Source organism: Chishuiella sp. (assembly GCF_032109125.1).
In the GTDB taxonomy this organism is placed as follows: Bacteria; Bacteroidota; Bacteroidia; order Flavobacteriales; family Weeksellaceae; genus Empedobacter.
Genome location: NZ_DAMCLZ010000015.1, coordinates 65328 through 84979, shown reverse-complemented (window position 1 = coordinate 84979; position 19652 = coordinate 65328). Strand labels below are relative to the sequence as shown.

Genomic DNA, 19652 nt, shown 5'->3' with positions numbered 1-19652 from the left:
TACTATTCCAAAAGGATTGTTAGAATAAACATATTTATTTAATACAACAAAGCAATAGCTGTAAAATAAAGGAGAATAATATTCAAACCTTAATGAACAATGAAAAATATTTTAAACCCATTTATAGGTATTGGAGAGTTTAGTTTAAATAGTTCTATCTCAGATTATTGTGGTATATTTAATCTTATAGAAGACGAATATGATAATATAACTAATTGGACAACATATTATATAGAAGGTCAAGATATTATATTGTTTGTAGAAAATAATGATATTGTTTCAATTAAGTGTAAAGAATTATGTATTTATAATACTATTAATTTAATAAATTCTTCGATAGATATTTTTAAAAACTTAAATTTAAATTTTCAATTTGATGAAGAATTATTTATTAATGATTTTGAGAAACAAAAAGTTTATAATGTTGATTCTTTAGGTTTACAATGTTGGACTAACTTAGATAATATTATTGTTAGTATTATTATTTAAAGAGGTATTGTAATATTCTACATTATTGATTTAGTGTTTCTATGATTAGGTTTTTGAGTTTAAAATAAAACTTATCACGTATTATTCAAAATAACTACTTCTAGTTTCTAAATTCAAATTTCTCAATTAGCAATAGTGATTGCAGAGGAAATCCTTTTACAAACTGATGGCTGAGCGGAGTCGAAGTCTGTTTGCAAAGATTGCAACGTAAAGCCCGGCACGAAGTGATTGCCCAATAAAAATTATTCTTAATAAATCAACTTAGATTATTCTAAGTTGATTTATTAAGAATATTATTTTTTACTAAAATTAATTAAACCATCAAGCCAATCTTGATGACCATTAATCATTGGATTTGGTTTTGTTTGAGCTAATTCTTTTGCAGGATTTCCATTTTGTGTTTCTTGTGTTAATATTCTAAGTCTATTATGTGATAGATTTTCGATTAACCATGCATGATGTACATCAATTTTAGATTCTTCATTTCCTTCAGACCACCCATGCCATGCTAATCTAGCAGGTTGATTGTTTTCTGGAGGATGAAACTCTATTACTTTTGCACTAATAGGAAATCCAAAAGTTTTGAAATTAAAAATCACATTAAGATATAATTCTCTATCTTCTTTATTTTTAAAGTTGATATCTGATGAATTTTTGTAGTATAAAGGCCATAAAAATGGATTAATAAGATTTTTCCATACCTTTTCTATACTTATATTTTTCACTATTAATTCATTAGAGCAAAAGTTATCTGTGGCACCTGGTAAATATTCTTTTGGAAAAATAATTGCATTTTGTTTCATGTTACTTTTATTTATTATTTATTTAATAATTCTTTAATTTTTTCACCTACAATAGTCGCTGATTGTGGATTTTGTCCAGTAACTAACCTCTGATCAGAAACAACAAACTCTTGCCAAGGTTTATCTTTTATGTATAAACCTCCATGTTCTTTAATTTTATCTTCGAGAGAGAATGGAACTACTTTAGTTAAGCCAATAATAGTTTCTTCTTCATTAGAAAAACCATTTATTTTTTTACCATCTATTAAATACTTACCATTTTTTAATTTAATATTAATTAAACCAGCTGAGCCATGACAAACGGCACCTATAATACCATTGTTTTCGTATATAGTTTTGGTTATTTCTGCTATTATTTTATTATTTGGAAGATCCCACATAGCTCCATGTCCACCAGCAAAATATATAGCACTGTAATCTTTAGAAATTATATCATTAGGCTTCAAACTATTTGAAATTTTATTTTGATAAATATCATTTTCCCAAAATTCTTTATTGATTGAATCATTTAGATCAAATCCATCAACAGGAGGTGTACCTCCTTTTGGACTAACGAAATCTATTTCATATCCAGCTTCTTTTAAAATTTTCCAAGGATGTGATACTTCACTGAGATAATATCCTGTTTTTTCTTCATTACTTTTTTTATCATGACTTGTTACAACAAATAATATTTTCTTTTTATACTCTTTAGTTTTTTGAGCAAACAGTATATTTGTTAACGAAATTAGAATCATAAATAATTTTTTGATAGTCTTCATCATTTTTTATACTATAATAATTATAGTTGTAAAATTATTTATAGTTTAATAAGTTTGCAATAACTATCTAAATAGATAGGTTGATAAAATGGGAAAGAATATAAAATTAAATGATAAATATTATCCTTGTACAGTTAGTTTAGCAATGGATCTTATAGGTGGAAAATGGAAATCTGTTATTTTATATCATTTAAAAGATGGAGAAAAAAGATATAATGAATTAAAGAAAGAAATTTCTACAATAACAGAAATGACTTTAAATATCCAGTTAAAACAATTGAATGAAGATGGATTGATATCTAGGATAGTTTATGGTGATAAACCTCCAGTAAAAGTTATTTATGAATTAACTGATTTTGGAAAAACTTTTATTCCAGCTTTAGAACAAATAAATAATTGGGGGCATTTGGTCGTTAGAGAAAAGGGAGAGTATTTAAGTGACGATAATTAATTTTTTGTTGAATCTCGTCTAATTCTAGCTATTTTATAAATAGCAATTAATCCAAAAATAATCATTGTTAAAACATGAGCTATATAAAGTATTAGCCCAAAATAATCTCCAATAGCTTTACCTTCTTCCTGATTTCCTCCTTTAGCTAAATAAACTGCAGAAAATGCTATTGACATGATATATGGATAAGCTAATCCTCCAGAAACCGGAAGGATCATTCCGAATGAACCAGCTATTAGTAGAAATAGCCCTTCAGAAAATCCAAAATTTTTAGTGTCTGGAAAAGCAAATAAAACAACAAATGTCATAAAAAAGTAACAAATCCAAAGAGCACATGAATAAAAAATGAATAATTTTTTTTTCTGGAGTTTTGATATGGATTGAATACCTTCCCATAAACCTAGAATAAATTTTTTAATACGATTGAAAAGCTTAGATTGTATAATCTTTTTCCAAAAAAATATTGTAATAATCATTGCAATAATAAATAATGGAATGATTATATAATATTTAGTAAATGAATTTTCATAATTACCTTCTGTCGCTTTTTCTACATTTCCTAATTCAATAAAATGAAAAAAAGTTTGATAATTAAAAATCAATGTTAATCCTAGAAAAAAAAGTAGAAAAATAAGATCTATAACTCTTTCAAGTACAATTGTTCCAAAAGATTTTTCAAAAGGAACATTTTCCATTTTATAGAAACTTGTAGCACGAGCTACTTCTCCACTCCTTGGTATTGTAAGGTTCATAAAATAAGCAAATGATATAGCCCAAAAACCAGAAGAAGTTTTTGTATGATATCCCATAGGCTTTAATAAAAGATTCCAACGAGCAGCGCGTATCCAATAAGAAACGATGCTAAGAGCCATAGAAGCAAAGATCCAAAAATAATTAGTTTCTTTTAAAACACTTCTAACTCGTTCGAAATCTATTTGCTTCACTGTTATAATTACAAAAAATATGGCCAACAATGAAGCAAAGATTAAGAAGAGTGATTGTTTGATATTACTCTTCATATTTTTTTATTTGTTTTAATCTAAACGGTTATTTTCGTTAGGAAAAACAATAGTAGGTTCGTAAGTTTTTGCTTCTTCAAAATCCATCATTGCATACGTAATGATAATTACTGTATCACCAACCTGAACTTTACGAGCAGCAGGACCGTTTAAACAAATTTCTCCACTACCTCGTTTACCTTTTATAATATATGTTTCAAATCGTTCTCCATTTTCTTGAACAACAATTTGCACTTTTTGCCCAACAACCATATTTGCGGCATCTATCAAATCTTCATCAATTGTGATACTACCAATATAGTTAAGTTTTGCATCTGTTACTTTTACTCTATGTATTTTAGAGTGAAATACTTCTACCATCATAATTTTGCAAAGTTACTTCTAACTTCATATTTTCAAAAGCTATTCCAAATAATTTTATATATAATTTAAGAATAGGTTAAGTCTATTAAAATTTTATATTATCTATTAAACGTATATCTCCGGCATAAGCGACGATAAATCCTCTTACATTTTTTGAATCAGAAAAATTTGTGATAGGTAATAATGTTTCTTCATCAGTAATTTCAAAATACTCTAATTTAAAAGGAGAATTATTAAATGAATCTTCTACATTTTTCTTGACTTCGTCAATTTCTTTACCTTGTTTTTTTAAGTTAACAGCATCAGTTAATATCTTATATATAAATGGAGCTTCATTAACCTGTTTATCATTTAATCTTGCATTTCTAGAGCTAAGAGCTAAACCTGTATCAGCTCTAAAAATTGGCATAGGAATAATATTTACATTTAAATTTTCTTGTTTCACCATTTCTTGGATAATACGGATTTGTTGAAAATCTTTTTCTCCAAAATAAGCATTTGTAGGTTGAACAATACGTAATAATTTGGAAACTATTGTTGCGACACCATCAAAGTGACCTGGTCTAGATTTACCTTCCATGACTTGATCAATTGTTCCAAAATCATAATGCTTCGCTTTCTCATTTTCAAGATATAAATCGCTAATAGTAGGTATATAAAGAAAATCGCACCCATTTTTTATTAACAATTCTTTATCTTTTTCCTCAGTTCGAGGATATTTTGCTAAATCATCAAGATTGTTAAATTGTGTAGGATTAACAAAAATACTAACTACTGTATAGTCATTTTGTTCTTTAGAAGCCTTTACTAAAGACATGTGTCCATCATGTAAAGCTCCCATAGTAGGAATAAATCCTATGGTTTTGTTTTGGTTTTTTAACTCGACAATTGTAGGAGTTAATTTCTCATTTTCGCTAAATATAACCATAACATGAATTTGTTAAAAAAAAACTAATTAGTGGCAAAGCTACTATAAGCAAATAATATATCAACATTTTTTTGTAAATTTGTGCCTTATTATTCATTAGGAAAAGAGAGTAGAAATTATGGAAGGAAAGCGCATATTGTATGTAACAACAGAAATGGTACCTTACTTTCCTGAAAATCCGATGTCTTCCCAAGCATTAGATTTGCCAAAAATCATGCAGAGCAGCGGTGCAGATGTAAGAATCTTTATGCCAAGATTTGGGGCAATTAACGAAAGAAGACACCAATTACACGAAGTAATAAGACTTTCAGGTATGAATATGATTATTAATGACTTGGATCAACCACTAATCATTAAAGTAGCATCAGTTCCAGGAGAAAGATTACAAGTGTACTTCATCGACAACGAAGAATATTTTAAACGTAAAGACATTTATGGAGAAAATGGAGGTTTATTTTCTGACAATGATGAACGTTCAATCTTTTTTGCAAAAGGTGTTTTAGAAACAGTAAAAAAATTAAATTGGAAACCAGATGTAGTTCATGTAATGGGTTGGATGTCTAGTTTAGTACCACTGTATCTAAAAAAATATTATTCTGATGATCCATTCTTTCAAGATGCTAAAGTAGTAGTTTCTTTATTTGACAATGGATTTGAAGGAGAATTAGACAATGAATTAGTCAAAAAATTATCTTATGATAAAGTTGAGGCTGATGTTAAAAAATACTTAGAGAAACCAACACATTTGGGTATGATACAATCATCTTTAGAGTATGCTGATGCTATTGCTAAAGGAGAAGAAATAATACCTGAAGATATAAAAAACTACATAGAACAACAAAATATCCCTTTATTAGATTATTGTTCAAAAGAACAATCAAAAGAGGTTTATAAAAATTTTTATAAAGAGGATGTTATAAACTCTAATTAAATCTATTGAGATTAATGAAAAAATATTTAAATATCCTTTTTGTTGCTATAGCAATTATAATAGGAGCAGTTTCTTGCCAAGATGAAACAGTTAATACTGGTAATGGTGTTGTAGGAGATGATGCTGAAGGAAATGTAAAAACATTAGATGTTATCGCTTATAATGCTAAATTTGATACATTAAGAACTGATAAATTTGTTCTACAAAATGGAGCTTTAGGTATTTATAAAGATGCTATTTTTGGTTCTACATCATCTAAATTTTATACACAATTAAGACCTAGCTCTACTAGCTTAAGTGTTGTAGATTTTGGAACAGATAATTCAGTTGATTCTGTAAATTTATACCTTCCAATATATTATGATAGTTCTGCGACTCCTATATCTAAAGATACATTGAATTTATCTAATCCTGGAGTTAAAACTACTGATAACGATACTATTTTAATTACAACAAAATATGCAGTAGATTCAATTTATGGAAACAAAGATGTTAATATGACCCTTAATGTTAGAGATATAAGTACGACCTTATATACAAGTTCTAAATATTTTTCTAAACTAGATGGTTCAGAAACACTTTTTTCTGTAAATTCAAAAATTTTAGGTACTGCAAAAATAGGAAAGACTGTTACCAATAAGATTGTAAAAGTAAAAACAGGTACAAGTAATATTTTTGAAGAAACAGTAGGTTATAAAATCTCTTTAGATAAAGATTATTTTAATGAAAAAATAATTCAAAACGCTAGTAAAGGATTAACATCTGATTATGCTACATTTATTAGAGATAATATAAAAGGCTTTGAATTTTCTGTTGAAGATACTGATGGTTTCATTTTAAATTTTAATCCGAATAATATAGATTTAAAAATGTATTATTCATACAAGAATCCAACGGCAAAAACTGATGGACAGACTAATTACCAAGAACGATTAAGTTCTAATTATACATTTGATTTTTCAAATGTATGGAGTAGTTCATCATCAGTTAGTAAAGCAAATGTAGTAGCAAGCCAAATTTTAAATAATTATTCAGGATCTACTTATGAATCAAATTTAGCTAGCGCAAATTCATCAACAGGAGATGCTCGTTTATTCTTAAATGGGATGAGTGGTAGCTATGTGAATTTAAAAATTAATCAGGATCAATTGAATAATTTGAAAACGGAAATGGCAAGTAATAATATTACTATTGTAGGTGCTAAATTGAAATTTTATATAGATGATTCTTATGGCTTGTCTAAACCACCATATATTACTGCTTGGAATAATTATACTAAAGATGGAGCTTCAGTAAATGCATTATATGCTGATGTATTAAATTTTTATAATGCTTACCCAACTTCTGTTCATTTTAATCCAATTGTTACAGGTTCAACGGACTATTATACTATTGATATAACAAAGCACTTAAAAAGTATTTTAGAGAAAGGTGATGAATTTACTGATCAGTCAATGATTGTTACAATGGGTAATTTTATAACATCTGTATCAGACGCTACAACTATAAATAGTACTAACCCATATCAAAATAATAGAGCTTATAATCCATATAGAATAGTTTTACATGGAAATAACTCAGAAGTTGAAGCTAAAAAGCTTAAATTATTAGTTTATTATTCTGTAAGATAATAGATTATTTTAAAAAAACTAAAAACTATAAAATATTATGTGTGGAATTGTTGGATATATTGGATATAGAGAGGCTTACCCAATTATAATAAATGGCTTAAAAAGATTAGAATATAGAGGGTATGATAGTGCAGGTTTAGTCCTTTCTACTGGTTCGGATTTTGAATTAGTAAAAACTAAAGGTAAAGTTTCTGATCTTGAGAATAAATCAGAAGATTTAGATAAAACACCTCATTTGGGTATCGGACATACACGTTGGGCAACACATGGTGTTCCTAATGATGTAAATTCTCATCCTCATATGTCTAATAATGGACGTTTAGTTTTGGTTCATAATGGTATTATTGAAAATTATGAATCAATAAAAAAATTATTATTAGAAAAAGGCTATGTTTTCCATAGTGATACAGATACAGAAGTTCTAGTAAATTTCATACAGTTATTTCAAGATGAGCAAAACCTTAATTTATCTGATGCTATACGTTTAGCTCTTAATGAAGTTGTAGGTGCTTATGCAATAGCAGTATTAGATAAAGAACAAAATGATACTATTGTAGTTGCTCGTTTAGGTTCTCCTTTAGCAATAGGGATAGGAGAAAAAGAATTTTTCGTTGCTTCTGATGCATCTCCATTTATAGAATTTACAAAGGATGCTATTTATTTAGAAGATGGTGATATGGCTACAATTACTTTAAATAAAGAAGTAGATGTACGTACTATCAAAAATAATGAAGTTGTATCATTAGATATTCAAGAATTACAATTGAATATTGAAGCAATAGAAAAAGGAGGTTTTGAACATTTTATGTTAAAAGAAATTTATGAACAACCTCGTTCTATTAAGGATACAATGCGTGGTCGTTTATTAGTTAATGAAGGTATAATTAAAATGGCTGGTATTTGGGATCATCATGAAAAATTTCTAAATGCAAAGCGAATAATTATAGTTGCTTGTGGAACTTCTTACCATGCAGGATTAGTAGCAGAATATATGATTGAAGATTTTGCTCGTATACCTGTTGAAGTAGAATATGCTTCAGAATTCCGTTACAGAAATCCTATTATTCATAAACATGATATTGTTATAGCTATTTCTCAATCTGGAGAAACAGCTGATACATTAGCAGCACTTAAACTAGCAAAAGAAGCTGGAGCATTTATATTTGGAATAAACAATGTTGTAGGATCTTCGATTGCTCGTATTACTGATGCTGGTGCATATACACATGCTGGTCCAGAAATTGGAGTAGCGTCTACAAAAGCATTTACTGCCCAATTAACAGTTTTAGCTTTAATAGCTTTAAAACTTGGTAAACACAACGGTGAATTATCTACAGAAAAATTTAATTTGCTTACGTTAGAATTAGAAAGAATACCAGATCTAGTTCAGCAAATTTTAGATAATTGTGAAGGAGTAATAGATGAAATAGCTGAAAAATATAAAGATAATAGAAATGCAATTTATCTAGGTCGTGGTTATAATTATCCTTCTGCTTTAGAGGGCGCATTAAAATTAAAAGAAATATCTTATATACATGCCGAAGGTTATCCTGCTGCAGAAATGAAGCATGGACCAATTGCTCTATTAGATGAAAATATGCCAGTAATTGTAATAGCACCCAAAAAAGGTTATTACGAGAAAGTAGTTTCTAATATTCAAGAAATAAAATCGAGAAGTGCTAAAGTTATTGCAATTGTTAATGAAGGTGACGACCAAGTTACTTCAATGGCAGATGATTATATTGTGATTCCAGAAACAGTAGAAGAATTTTCTCCTATATTATCTGCAATACCATTACAATTATTATCTTATTGGATTGCTGTTAAATTAGGTAAAAATGTAGATCAACCTAGAAATTTAGCTAAATCTGTTACTGTAGAATAGTAAAATATTAATAATAGCATAAAAAGGGATGTTTTGTAAACATTCCTTTTTTTATTTAAAAAAGTCTTAAATTTAATCCGTAAAAATTCAAAAAATATGTTTACAGGAATTGTAGAAGGAGTAGGTAAATTAGTTGATTTGGAAATAAATCAATCAAATTTGAATCTATGGATAGAATCTGATTTCACAAACGAACTAAAAATAGATCAAAGTGTTGCTCATAATGGAGTATGTTTAACGGTTGTTGATATAAAAAATAATCTTTATAAAGTAACTGCAATTGAAGAAACTTTGTTAAAAACAAACTTTAACACATTAAAAAAGGATGATTTGATAAATTTAGAACGATGTTTGATGTTTAATGGTCGTATTGATGGACATATTGTACAAGGGCATGTGGATCAAATAGGACAAATATCTTCAATTGAAGATCAAGATGGAAGTTATTTACTAACCATAGATTATGATGAAGAAAGTTCTGGAAATGTGACAGTAGAAAAAGGATCTATCTGTTTAAATGGAATAAGCTTGACAGTTGTTAATAGTAAAGTAGGGCAATTTTCAGTTGCAATAATCCCTTATACATGGGAATTTACAAATTTAAATCAATATAATGTTGGTGATCAATTGAATTTAGAATTTGACATCATTGGTAAATATATAAAAAGACTAACTCAAAAATAGAATGAATAAGAATAATAATTTATCGTTACCTGTTCGTATTATCATTTACATGGTAACTATATTATTATTTACTGCTGGCGCAATTTTAATGATTACTGCAAATCATTTTAATGAGCAAACAAAGCAATACCATGAAGATATCTTAAAACGTAAGGTTAGAGCTGTAGAATCAGCTATAGATTACGAAATGGATAATTTTCCTGGAGTAGCTACTAAAGAAAATGTACATAAAATACTTGAAGAAAGTTTTTTAAGAATTGCGGATATTAATAAAACTGATATCGTAATTTATGATTTGACAGGAAATAAAATTTTAACAACACAACCTGTCTCAACAACTTATCCAACTTTGCCTCAAAATATTTTAGATAGGTTAAATAAATCCAATGAATTAATTCTTACAAGCAAAGACTTGAATGATGATAGAAATGTCTATTCGTCATATAGTAATATAAAAAATTATTACAATGAAAATATAGCAATTCTCTGTCTACCTTATCAATCTAATCGTGATTTTTTACAGAGAGATATGTTTACTTTACTTGGAAGTTATGGTTTAGCTTTTGGTGTTATCCTTTTATTTGGAACTTTAGCAGTCTATTTTGTAACAAAAAAAACGCTTACTAAACTTTGGTCATTTGCTGATCGTATTAGAGAAACTGAAGTTATATCTAATAATATGCCAATTAGATATGATGGAAATGATGAGATAAAAATCCTTGTAGATTCGTATAATACAATGCTTCAAAAATTGAAAGAACAATCTGATCTAATTGCTAAGCAAGAACGAGAAGAAGCATGGAGAGATTTTGCAAAGCAAGTTGCTCATGAAGTTAAAAATCCATTAACTCCTATGAGATTATTAATTCAAAACTTGTTAAGAAAATTTGATGTTAATGATCCAGATCTAGAAGAAAAAACTAAGAGAACAGGAGCGATATTATTACAACAAATAGATACGATTTCTGCAATAGCAGAAGCGTTTTCAGATTTTGCTAAAATGCCATCAAGAGTTGATGAAAAAATTGATGTTGTTGATGTTATAAAGAACACTCTTTTTATATTTCCTGCAAAATATATAGAGTTTACTCATTCACCTGATGTTATAATGATGTATTTTGATAAACAGTATTTGAATAGAGTAATAACTAATATCACAAAAAATGCATTTCAATCTATTCCAAATAATATAGAGCCTAAAGTGAAAGTAGAAGTATTTCTTAAAAATAATTTTCTTCATATTAATATATCAGATAATGGAGAAGGAATACCTTTAAAAGCTCAGAAATCTATTTTTGTACCTAAATTTACAACAAAAAATAGTGGAATGGGAATTGGATTACCAATGGTTAAGAAGATTATTGATGATTATGATGGTACAATTCGTTTTGAATCAAAAGTTTCAGAAGGAACAACATTCTTTATTATGATACCTTATCATGAGTAGAAAACCTTTTAAGTTTAAACAGTTTGATATCTTTCAAGATAATACTGCTATGAAAGTTGGAACTGATGGTGTTTTGATTGGGAGCTGGACAAATATCTATAACGGGAATAAAATTTTAGATATAGGAACAGGAACAGGTTTAGTTTCTTTAATGTTAGCACAAAGATTTCCTGAAACTATAATTGATGCAATAGAAATTGATGAGTCTGCGTATTTACAGGCAATAGAAAATTTTCAGAATTCTATTTTTAAACAAAGATTGAAAGTTTTTAATACTCCAATTCAAGAGTATAATCCAAATGAAAAATATGATTTAATTGTAAGCAATCCTCCTTTTTTTAATGTTAATGATTTAGTAGAATTTGATACTCGTAAGCAAGCAAGACAACAAACAACACTAACTTTTTCTGAACTGTTAGATAAAACGAGTCTATTACTTAATAGAAATGGAGTTGCTAGTTTTGTTATTCCTTATGATCAAAAAGATTTATATATAGATATAGCATCAAAAAGATCTTTATACATATCAAGAATTCTTTATGTAAGAGGAAATAAAAATTCTTCATTGAAAAGAGTATTATTGGAATTTTCTTTTGATCAAAAAGAGATTGTGGAAGAAGATGAACTGATTATTGAGTTAGATAGACATCAATATACTGATGAATATATTAATCTTACAAAAGAGTTTTATTTAAAAATGTAATTATAAAAAATATAGATAAAAAAACCTCTAAATTACGATTAGAGGTTTTTGTAATATTATTTGAAATAAATTAAATTTTAGGACCTCCAGCTAATAGCTCTTCAGTAGCAAATTCTTCAAATTTTTTGAAATTTTCTTTAAATTTTTTAGCTAAAATTTTAGCATTTTCTTCATAAGCTTGTTCAGAATCAAATGAGCTTGATGGGTTTAATTTTTCAGAATCAATTCCTTCAATTGAGACAGGTACTTCAAATCCAAAATAAGGATCTTCTCTATATAAAATGTTATCTAACTTTCCATCAAGTGCAGCATTAATAACAGCTCTTGTGTCTTTTAAAGACATACGTTTTTTCTGTCCATTCCAACCAGTATTTATTAACCAAACATTTACTCCAGTTTTTTCTACTTTATGACTAAGCATTTCTGCATATTTTGTAGGGTGTAAAGGCATAAATGGTGCTCCGAAGCAAGAAGAAAATGTTGTTTGTGGTTCTGTAACTCCAGCTTCTGTTCCAGCAACTTTAGATGTATATCCAGAAATGAATAAATAAGCAGCTTGGTTTGGATTTAATTTTGCAATAGGAGGAAAAACACCATAGGCATCAAAAGATAAAAAGAAAATATTTTTAGGATTATTTCCTACTGATGGAATAGCGATATTTTCTATGTAATCAATCGGATAAGATACACGTGTATTTTCTGTAATGGATACATCAGTATAATCAACCTCGTTAGAATCTGATTTTAATTTTACATTTTCTAATAGAGAACCTTTTTTGATTGCTTCATAAATTTCAGGTTCACCTTCTTTTGATAGGTTGATTACTTTAGCATAACATCCTCCTTCAAAATTGAAAACTTTGTTATCTTCAGTCCATCCATGTTCATCATCACCAATTAATTGTCTATTTTTATCTGCAGATAATGTTGTTTTACCAGTTCCAGATAATCCAAAGAACATTGCTGTATCTCCATTTTTACCAGAATTTGCAGAACAGTGCATAGGTAAAGTATTTTTATAAACAGGAAGAGTAAAATTTAATGCAGAAAAAATTCCTTTTTTCATTTCACCAGTATAACCAGTACCACCGTTTAAAACAATTTTTCTTTTGAAGTTAAGAATAGAGAAGTTATGTTGTCTAGTTCCATCAGCTTCAGATGTTGCTACAAATGTAGGTGCATTAATAATTGTCCAATCAGCTTCACCAAAATTTTCTAATTCACTTTCTGTTGGGCGAATAAACATGTTGTAAATAAATAAATTAGCAGCTGGTGTTTCTGTAATTGCTCTAATTTTTGTTTTATAACTGTCATCAGCACAAGCAAAAGAATCCCTTACATAAATTTCACGATTACTTAAATGTTCTACAACTTTTTCGTATAAAGCGTCAAATTTTTCAGAATCAAAAGGAATATTTATATTCCCATCCCACCATACATTTTCTTTCGTTATTTCATCTTCAACGATGAATCTATCTTTAGGAGAACGTCCTGTAAATTCTCCAGTTAAAATATTAATAGCTCCAGAAGAGGTGATTTCTCCTTGTCCTAATTCTATCATTTTTTGAGTTAACTCATCAGGTGATAATTGATAGTTAATTTTGGAATTTTTTATTCCGTAAGATGCCAATTCTATACTCATTTAAGTGATTTTATACTATTATTAAAATTCTTATAATCAAGAAGTTTTTTGCAAAACTACAATAAAAATGTAATTAAAACTTTGATTTATATCATCAACTACAACGTTTTCGTAATTAATTATTCATACATTTTTTAGAAGTTATTATGCGTGCATACAAAAAAAAGCTTGTATTTAATATAAGTTTTATATTTTTGCACTAGTTTACAACAATTAAAATTAGAAAATTATGTCTGACATTACATCAAGAGTGAAAGCAATTATCGTAGATAAATTAGGAGTTGATGAAAGTGAAGTAACTCTAGAAGCAAGTTTCACTAACGATTTAGGTGCTGATTCATTAGACACTGTAGAATTAATTATGGAATTCGAAAAAGAATTTGACATCCAAATTCCAGACGATCAAGCAGAAAAAATTTCTACAGTAGGTCAAGCTGTAAAATACATCGAAGACTTAAACAAGTAATAGTTCCCTATTTTTATGGAATTAAAAAGAGTAGTAGTAACAGGTTTAGGCGCCCTAACACCAATTGGAAATACATACCAAGAATATTGGGATGGATTAGTAAATGGTGTAAGTGGCGCTGCGCCTATTACGCTTTTTGATGCAGCTCTTTTTAAGACACAATTTGCTTGTGAGGTTAAAAACTTCAATATTGAAGATCATTTTGACCGTAAAGAAGCACGTAAGATTGATCGTTGCGCCCAATTGGGAATTGTTGCTGCAAGAGAAGCAATCAAACATAGTGGTATTTTAGATGCTACTAACGTAAACAAAGAGCGTATCGGTGTTATATGGGGATCGGGAATTGGTGGAATTAAAACTTTTGAAGAAGAAGTAACTAATTTTGCAAATGGAAATGGAACTCCTCGTTTCAATCCTTTTTTTATCCCTAAGATGATTGCAGATATCACACCTGGTCATATATCAATGGAGTTTGGTCTAATGGGGCCTAATTATACAACTGTTTCTGCTTGTGCTTCATCTACAAATGCTATTATTGATGCTTACATGTTATTAAGACTTGGAAAGGCTGAAGCAATAGTGACTGGAGGTTCTGAAGCTGCTGTTACAGGTTCTAGTATAGGAGGATTTAATGCTTTACATGCCTTATCAACTAGAAATGATGATCCAAAAACAGCATCTAGACCATTTGACAAAGACCGAGATGGTTTTGTTATGGGAGAAGGTGCAGGATGTATTATTTTAGAAGAATATGAACATGCTATAGCAAGAGGTGCGACTATTTATGCAGAACTTGTTGGTACAGGAATGACAGCAGATGCACATCATATTACAGCACCACATCCAGAAGGAATTGGGGCTTTAAACGTGATGAGAGAAGCTTTAGCTGATGCAAATATTAGTATTACAGATATTGATCATATCAATATGCATGGTACATCAACTCCTTTAGGAGATATTGCAGAATCAAAAGCAATTCAAAAATTATTCGGAGAACATGCATATAATATTCAAATAAATTCAACAAAATCAATGACAGGTCACTTATTAGGTGGTGCTGGAATTGTTGAGGCTATTTCGACTATTGGTGCTATAAACAACGGTATTGTGCCTCCAACAATTAATCATTTTACGGATGATGAAAATCTTGATCCTAAAATTGATTATACATTTAACAAAGCTAGAGAGAAAAATGTAGAATATGCATTGAGTAATACTTTTGGTTTTGGTGGACACAATGCTTGTGTGATATTTAAGAAGTATAAGTAATGTCTTTCTTAAAAAAATTATTATCAAATATAATTAATCGTGATGGTTCTAAATCATCTGATCCTTTTTTGAAATTTTTGAAGTCTATCTTGGGATATACACCTCAAAATATTGAGATTTTTAAAGAAGCATTTACCCATAGATCTGCTCAAAAAAAAGATGAAAAAGGAAATAGTATTAATTTTGAAAGATTAGAATTTTTAGGAGATGCATTACTTGGTGCTTCTGCTGCAGTGCATTTATATTATAAAGCTCCCGAGCAGCAGGAAGGGTATTTAACAAAAATGCGTTCTAAAATAGTTTCTCGAAAACAATTAAACGCTATATCAAAAAAATTAGGCCTTTTAGATTTTTTAGAACCTCAGAACAATCACAATAATCTTGGAGAAGATGTAAATGGTGATATGCTTGAAGCTCTTGTAGGTGCTATTTATGTAGATGGAGGGATAGATGCAGTGCAAAACTTCATACAAATTAAAATTATTGACCCTTATGCGGATTTGGATCGTTTAGAACATACTATTACTAGCTATAAATCTTTAGTATTAGAATGGAGTCAAAAAACGAGAAATACAATAAGATTCAATACTTTTGATGAAGAAAGTGCAGAAGATTTACAAGTATTTGTTTCTGTTATTCGTCTTAATGAAAAAGTCCTATCCAAGGGAAGAGGAACATCTAAAAAGAAAGCTGAAGAAAACGCAGCAAAAAGAGCATATTATTCCTTACAAAAGAAAATAGAAAAAGTATAAATATGGCAGAATTACTCTTATATGATGATTGGATAGATTTCCATCTGATAGGAGTAAACTCTAATATGGATACTTCTACACAATTTATATTTCATTTAAACTCTACTTTTGGCACATATTTTCAGCGTGTTAAAGATTTAGATATTTGGATAGATGATCATACTTATTATTTTGAAATCTATGAATGGTTAGATAAAGTAAATAAAATTGATTATCAAATTATTAAAAATGTTCCAAATAAATCTGATTCTAAAAAAAATGAAGTAAATTTATCAAATCTATTCAAAGAGAGTATTGTATTAGTGCCTAATTACAAAGACTGTAATTATGTAGTAAAAATATCTGGTTGGGAAGGTGATTTGAAAGCTCTTCAATTACCATTTTTTGAAAATGATTTTATAAAAACAGTAAAAAAAATAGAAATTGATCTTATAAGTACAGCTGAAAGATTAGTTTTTTAAAAAAAATAATATTCATAAAAAAAAGGGAAAAAATTATGATTTACGATAAAGAATTTCTTAAAAAAACAAAGATTGTTGCAACCTTAGGGCCAGCAACAGAAAATCCTTCGATTTTATTAGAAATGATGAAGAAAGGGACGGATGTATTCCGTATCAATTTCTCTCATGCTGATTATGAAGATGTAAAACGTAAAATTGATACAATTCATCAATTGAATGAAGAGCATGGATATAATACAGCAATTTTAGCCGATTTACAAGGGCCTAAATTACGCATTGGTAAAATGGAGCATGAGGATTTTGTTATCAATCCAGGTGATATTTTAACATTTACTAATGAGGAAGTTATAGGAACAAATGAAAAAGTTTTTATGACTTATAAAAAGTTTGCTGAAGATGTTCAAGTTGGAGAAAATATTTTGATTGATGATGGAAAATTAATTTTCAAAGTAATCGAAACAAACGGAACTGACATTGTAAAAGCTGAAACGATACAAGGTGGACCATTACGTTCTAAAAAAGGAGTTAATTTACCTAATACTAAAATATCTTTACCAGCACTAACAGAAAAAGATAAAGAAGATGCAAAATTTGCAATTGAGAATAGAGTAGATTGGTTCGCATTATCTTTTGTTCGTTCAGGACAAGATGTAAAAGATTTATCTGATTTTATTGCAGCAAATGGAGATTTAAGAATTCCAATTATCTCTAAAATAGAAAAGCCAGAAGCATTAGAAAATATAGACGATATATTAGAATTTTCTGATGGTTTAATGGTTGCTAGAGGTGACTTAGGTGTTGAAGTTCCTTTTGAAATAGTTCCTAAAGCTCAAAAACAATTAATTGATAAATCTAAATTAGCTAGAAAACCAGTTATTGTTGCTACACAAATGATGGAAACAATGATTTCTAGTCTTACACCAACAAGAGCAGAAGTATCAGATGTTGCTAATGCTGTTTTCGATGGTGCTGATGCTGTAATGTTATCTGGAGAAACTTCTGTTGGTCAATATCCAGTTCAAGTTATTGAAAAAATGACAAGAATTCTTCAAACTGTAGAAGATGATGAACATGTGCATGTTCCAGAACATAAGCCAAGTGTAAGAAATGATCGTTTTGTGACAGATATGGTTTGTTATAATGCTGCAAAAATGGCTAAAGATACAGGTTCTAAAGCTATAGCTACTTTAACATATTCTGGGTACACAGCTTTCCAAATTTCATCTCATAGACCAAATTCATTTATTTTAGTTTACAATCCAAGTAAAAGAATTAATCGTATGTTGAACTTATTGTGGGGAGTAAAAGCAATTAATTATGATCCTCGTGATACATCAACAGATCAAACAATTACAGAAGTAAATATATTAGCTAAAAATGCAGGGTTTGTTGATTATGGAGATTTTATAATCAACTTAAATGCAATGCCAGCATTCGAAAAAGGAATGACAAATACATTACGTATTTCTATGATTTAAGATAATTCTTAATAATATAAACTTTAAATCCCGATTTTTTATCGGGATTTTTTATTTTGGGCAAACCCTATCGGGACAGGCTATTCGTTTTGTCTTTTATAAAATTAGTTACGACAAGCGTTCCTATTTTATAAAAGGATATCACTGCTATCCTTTTTGCAACTAATATTTTATAAGTAAAACTCAGTATCATTTTGTATGATCTGTTTTGTGAATTTTCTAAAAGAAATTACATGCAGAAATATAGAAACAGGAAAAATGGATATAATAATAGACCAATCTATTTCATCATTCATAATTCCAGTTAAAAATAAAATTATTATGCCTATTGATGCAAAAGCTAGTGGCACTGAATAATTAATAAAAATATATTTTATGGGAAATATTAATGGAATAAAAAGAAAACAAATGCTCAATTCTAACATAAAGGAAGGTTGTATAAATAGAGTTAACAGGATACAAGGAGTCGTTGTTAATATGCAATCAATAATAAAGGATAATTCATTTTTTAATATATATTGTTTATTTGATAACTTAGAAAATAAAAAATATTCTAGTTTTTCTGGTTTCATAATCAAACCATAATTAATGTAGATAATACTAAAAAAACTTATTGTAAATAAATTTTTATTGTTTTCAGTTAATCCTTGATAAGCTAAGTAAGTAGCAAAAAGAATAATTATACTATTTACCTTGTAACGTCTGTAGCTTGTAATCAATAAGACATTAATTTTTTGAAAAGGCAACTTAAATCTAATTTTTCCTTTCTGTTCTTTATAAAATGTAAAAAATAATATAGCAAGAGTAGAAAAATAAATAACATTATATTCTTTCAAATAGATAGAAACAGCAATTGTAATAGAATTACTGATAAGTAAATCTAAAAGATAAATTAAATAAACTTTTCTTTTACTAAAAGGATTACATAGTATTTCCCAATCTGTTCTATTATTAATATATTGACAACTTGTAAAAATAAAATATCCTAATAAATAAGGTGTAAAATCAAACAAAGGAAATATGTTTGAAGAGCCATTAACAAGCTTTATTAATGTAAAAAAATATACTAATAAAATTACCCAAAAGAATGAAGCATCCTTATGAATTAATTTTCTATATCTATTTTTATAAATAATTTGTAGCGTATAAATTAACTTATTCATTGTTTCGATTTTGGTTAAATAAGTTGACTATATTATCATTCTCTATTTCAACAACTTTTTTTTCATTTACGAAAAAAGTTTTTGTTAAATAAGGAGAAATAATTTCGATGATATGAGAAGAAACAAAAACAATGTTTTTCTCAGCTAATTTTTTTATAAGGTTTAGTAAAATATAATTGCTCTCAATATCAAGTCCATTAAATGGTTCATCAAAAATATAAATCTTATAATCATCAAATTGAAGAATACAGTTAATATATGCTTTTTTCAAAGTACCAGTAGACATTGCGATTAATTGAATGTTTTCATCAATATCAAAAATTTTA

General features: G+C 28.2%; 21 protein-coding genes. 13 read left to right on the top strand and 8 right to left on the bottom strand.

Annotated features, from left to right (window positions below; translation table 11 throughout):
- Positions 1 to 99: 99 nt before the first annotated feature.
- On the top strand, positions 100 to 489 hold the full coding sequence (locus tag RT575_RS13675) for a hypothetical protein (protein WP_313581569.1): 390 nt from the start codon (positions 100 to 102) through the stop codon (positions 487 to 489).
- Between the two features lie 293 nt (positions 490 to 782).
- On the opposite strand, the gene RT575_RS13670 is transcribed toward RT575_RS13675, so the two are convergent.
- Both RT575_RS13670 and RT575_RS13665 read right to left on the bottom strand, forming a co-directional pair.
- The gene (locus RT575_RS13670; RefSeq protein WP_313581567.1) at positions 783 to 1292 is read right to left on the bottom strand and encodes a hypothetical protein; all 510 of its coding nucleotides are present in this window, start codon (positions 1290 to 1292) and stop codon (positions 783 to 785) included.
- A gap of 14 nt (positions 1293 to 1306) precedes the next feature.
- Positions 1307 to 2056 (bottom strand): type 1 glutamine amidotransferase domain-containing protein, encoded by a 750-nt coding sequence (locus tag RT575_RS13665; protein ID WP_313581566.1) that lies wholly within the window; start codon positions 2054 to 2056, stop codon positions 1307 to 1309.
- An 85-nt stretch (positions 2057 to 2141) separates the two neighbouring features.
- Here RT575_RS13665 and RT575_RS13660 point away from each other — a divergent pair, with 85 nt between their 5' ends.
- Positions 2142 to 2504: a helix-turn-helix domain-containing protein gene (locus RT575_RS13660; RefSeq protein ID WP_313581565.1), complete on the top strand. Its 363-nt coding sequence runs from the start codon at positions 2142 to 2144 to the stop codon at positions 2502 to 2504.
- Here RT575_RS13660 and RT575_RS13655 read toward each other — a convergent pair.
- The 3 genes from RT575_RS13655 to panC form a co-directional block, all read right to left on the bottom strand.
- Positions 2501 to 3523, bottom strand: a complete 1023-nt coding sequence (locus tag RT575_RS13655) for a lysylphosphatidylglycerol synthase transmembrane domain-containing protein (RefSeq protein WP_313386819.1) — start codon at positions 3521 to 3523, stop codon at positions 2501 to 2503. The genes RT575_RS13660 and RT575_RS13655 overlap by 4 nt on opposite strands.
- A 15-nt stretch (positions 3524 to 3538) precedes the next feature.
- Positions 3539 to 3886: an aspartate 1-decarboxylase gene (gene panD, locus RT575_RS13650; RefSeq protein ID WP_125349140.1), complete on the bottom strand. Its 348-nt coding sequence runs from the start codon at positions 3884 to 3886 to the stop codon at positions 3539 to 3541.
- Positions 3887 to 3971: 85 nt separating this feature from the next.
- Positions 3972 to 4814, bottom strand: coding sequence for a pantoate--beta-alanine ligase (panC, locus tag RT575_RS13645; RefSeq protein WP_313581562.1), 843 nt, complete (start codon positions 4812 to 4814; stop codon positions 3972 to 3974).
- Positions 4815 to 4932: 118 nt separating this feature from the next.
- On the opposite strand from panC, the gene RT575_RS13640 reads away from it, so the two are divergent.
- The 6 genes from RT575_RS13640 to RT575_RS13615 all read left to right on the top strand — a co-directional run bounded on the left by RT575_RS13640 (position 4933) and on the right by RT575_RS13615 (position 12095).
- On the top strand, positions 4933 to 5745 hold the full coding sequence (locus RT575_RS13640; RefSeq protein ID WP_313386821.1) for a glycogen/starch synthase: 813 nt from the start codon (positions 4933 to 4935) through the stop codon (positions 5743 to 5745).
- Positions 5746 to 5759: 14 nt separating this feature from the next.
- A complete protein-coding gene (locus tag RT575_RS13635; RefSeq protein WP_313581560.1) occupies positions 5760 to 7376 on the top strand; it encodes a DUF4270 family protein in 1617 nt (538 codons plus the stop codon).
- A 37-nt stretch (positions 7377 to 7413) separates the two neighbouring features.
- Positions 7414 to 9261: a glutamine--fructose-6-phosphate transaminase (isomerizing) gene (gene glmS / locus RT575_RS13630; protein WP_313386823.1), complete on the top strand. Its 1848-nt coding sequence runs from the start codon at positions 7414 to 7416 to the stop codon at positions 9259 to 9261.
- 96 nt (positions 9262 to 9357) lie between these two features.
- Positions 9358 to 9945, top strand: coding sequence for a riboflavin synthase (locus tag RT575_RS13625; protein WP_313386824.1), 588 nt, complete (start codon positions 9358 to 9360; stop codon positions 9943 to 9945).
- Between the two features lies 1 nt (position 9946).
- On the top strand, positions 9947 to 11392 hold the full coding sequence (locus tag RT575_RS13620; RefSeq protein WP_313386825.1) for an ATP-binding protein: 1446 nt from the start codon (positions 9947 to 9949) through the stop codon (positions 11390 to 11392).
- The gene (locus tag RT575_RS13615; RefSeq protein ID WP_313581558.1) at positions 11385 to 12095 is read left to right on the top strand and encodes a tRNA1(Val) (adenine(37)-N6)-methyltransferase; all 711 of its coding nucleotides are present in this window, start codon (positions 11385 to 11387) and stop codon (positions 12093 to 12095) included. The genes RT575_RS13620 and RT575_RS13615 overlap by 8 nt, the downstream gene beginning before the upstream one ends.
- A gap of 70 nt (positions 12096 to 12165) precedes the next feature.
- Here the strand turns inward: RT575_RS13615 and pckA are convergent, their stop codons facing one another.
- Positions 12166 to 13737: a phosphoenolpyruvate carboxykinase (ATP) gene (gene pckA, locus RT575_RS13610; RefSeq protein WP_313581556.1), complete on the bottom strand. Its 1572-nt coding sequence runs from the start codon at positions 13735 to 13737 to the stop codon at positions 12166 to 12168.
- A 229-nt stretch (positions 13738 to 13966) separates the two neighbouring features.
- On the opposite strand from pckA, the gene RT575_RS13605 reads away from it, so the two are divergent.
- Genes RT575_RS13605 through pyk form a run of 5 tightly spaced genes read left to right on the top strand, consistent with a single transcriptional unit; the run spans position 13967 to position 18163 of the window.
- Positions 13967 to 14203, top strand: coding sequence for an acyl carrier protein (locus RT575_RS13605; RefSeq protein ID WP_019975541.1), 237 nt, complete (start codon positions 13967 to 13969; stop codon positions 14201 to 14203).
- Positions 14204 to 14218: 15 nt separating this feature from the next.
- Entirely contained in the window at positions 14219 to 15472 is a 1254-nt protein-coding gene (gene fabF / locus RT575_RS13600) for a beta-ketoacyl-ACP synthase II (RefSeq protein WP_313386828.1), read from the top strand.
- The gene (gene rnc, locus RT575_RS13595; protein WP_313386829.1) at positions 15472 to 16224 is read left to right on the top strand and encodes a ribonuclease III; all 753 of its coding nucleotides are present in this window, start codon (positions 15472 to 15474) and stop codon (positions 16222 to 16224) included. The genes fabF and rnc overlap by 1 nt, the downstream gene beginning before the upstream one ends.
- Positions 16225 to 16226: 2 nt before the next feature.
- Positions 16227 to 16685, top strand: coding sequence for an IPExxxVDY family protein (locus tag RT575_RS13590; RefSeq protein ID WP_313386830.1), 459 nt, complete (start codon positions 16227 to 16229; stop codon positions 16683 to 16685).
- 35 nt (positions 16686 to 16720) lie between these two features.
- Positions 16721 to 18163 (top strand): pyruvate kinase, encoded by a 1443-nt coding sequence (pyk, locus tag RT575_RS13585; protein ID WP_313581554.1) that lies wholly within the window; start codon positions 16721 to 16723, stop codon positions 18161 to 18163.
- A gap of 170 nt (positions 18164 to 18333) precedes the next feature.
- Here pyk and RT575_RS13580 read toward each other — a convergent pair whose 3' ends face one another.
- Both RT575_RS13580 and RT575_RS13575 read right to left on the bottom strand, forming a co-directional pair.
- The gene (locus tag RT575_RS13580) at positions 18334 to 19326 is read right to left on the bottom strand and encodes a hypothetical protein (RefSeq protein WP_313581552.1); all 993 of its coding nucleotides are present in this window, start codon (positions 19324 to 19326) and stop codon (positions 18334 to 18336) included.
- Positions 19319 to 19612 (bottom strand): hypothetical protein, encoded by a 294-nt coding sequence (locus RT575_RS13575; RefSeq protein WP_313581550.1) that lies wholly within the window; start codon positions 19610 to 19612, stop codon positions 19319 to 19321. The genes RT575_RS13580 and RT575_RS13575 overlap by 8 nt, the downstream gene beginning before the upstream one ends.
- Positions 19613 to 19652 lie beyond the last annotated feature (40 nt).

Coding starts and splice junctions, on each gene's coding strand:
- RT575_RS13670 (WP_313581567.1), bottom strand. CDS start 1,292: ATGAAACAAAATGCAATTATTTTTCCAAAAGAATATTTACCAGGTGCC.
- RT575_RS13665 (WP_313581566.1), bottom strand. CDS start 2,056: ATGATGAAGACTATCAAAAAATTATTTATGATTCTAATTTCGTTAACA.
- panD (WP_125349140.1), bottom strand. CDS start 3,886: ATGATGGTAGAAGTATTTCACTCTAAAATACATAGAGTAAAAGTAACA.
- RT575_RS13675 (WP_313581569.1), top strand. CDS start 100: ATGAAAAATATTTTAAACCCATTTATAGGTATTGGAGAGTTTAGTTTA.
- glmS (WP_313386823.1), top strand. CDS start 7,414: ATGTGTGGAATTGTTGGATATATTGGATATAGAGAGGCTTACCCAATT.
- rnc (WP_313386829.1), top strand. CDS start 15,472: ATGTCTTTCTTAAAAAAATTATTATCAAATATAATTAATCGTGATGGT.
- RT575_RS13635 (WP_313581560.1), top strand. CDS start 5,760: ATGAAAAAATATTTAAATATCCTTTTTGTTGCTATAGCAATTATAATA.
- RT575_RS13620 (WP_313386825.1), top strand. CDS start 9,947: ATGAATAAGAATAATAATTTATCGTTACCTGTTCGTATTATCATTTAC.
- RT575_RS13625 (WP_313386824.1), top strand. CDS start 9,358: ATGTTTACAGGAATTGTAGAAGGAGTAGGTAAATTAGTTGATTTGGAA.
- RT575_RS13590 (WP_313386830.1), top strand. CDS start 16,227: ATGGCAGAATTACTCTTATATGATGATTGGATAGATTTCCATCTGATA.
- RT575_RS13605 (WP_019975541.1), top strand. CDS start 13,967: ATGTCTGACATTACATCAAGAGTGAAAGCAATTATCGTAGATAAATTA.
- RT575_RS13660 (WP_313581565.1), top strand. CDS start 2,142: ATGGGAAAGAATATAAAATTAAATGATAAATATTATCCTTGTACAGTT.
- RT575_RS13655 (WP_313386819.1), bottom strand. CDS start 3,523: ATGAAGAGTAATATCAAACAATCACTCTTCTTAATCTTTGCTTCATTG.
- RT575_RS13640 (WP_313386821.1), top strand. CDS start 4,933: ATGGAAGGAAAGCGCATATTGTATGTAACAACAGAAATGGTACCTTAC.
- pckA (WP_313581556.1), bottom strand. CDS start 13,737: ATGAGTATAGAATTGGCATCTTACGGAATAAAAAATTCCAAAATTAAC.
- RT575_RS13615 (WP_313581558.1), top strand. CDS start 11,385: ATGAGTAGAAAACCTTTTAAGTTTAAACAGTTTGATATCTTTCAAGAT.
- RT575_RS13580 (WP_313581552.1), bottom strand. CDS start 19,326: ATGAATAAGTTAATTTATACGCTACAAATTATTTATAAAAATAGATAT.
- fabF (WP_313386828.1), top strand. CDS start 14,219: ATGGAATTAAAAAGAGTAGTAGTAACAGGTTTAGGCGCCCTAACACCA.
- RT575_RS13575 (WP_313581550.1), bottom strand. CDS start 19,612: ATGTCTACTGGTACTTTGAAAAAAGCATATATTAACTGTATTCTTCAA.
- panC (WP_313581562.1), bottom strand. CDS start 4,814: ATGGTTATATTTAGCGAAAATGAGAAATTAACTCCTACAATTGTCGAG.
- pyk (WP_313581554.1), top strand. CDS start 16,721: ATGATTTACGATAAAGAATTTCTTAAAAAAACAAAGATTGTTGCAACC.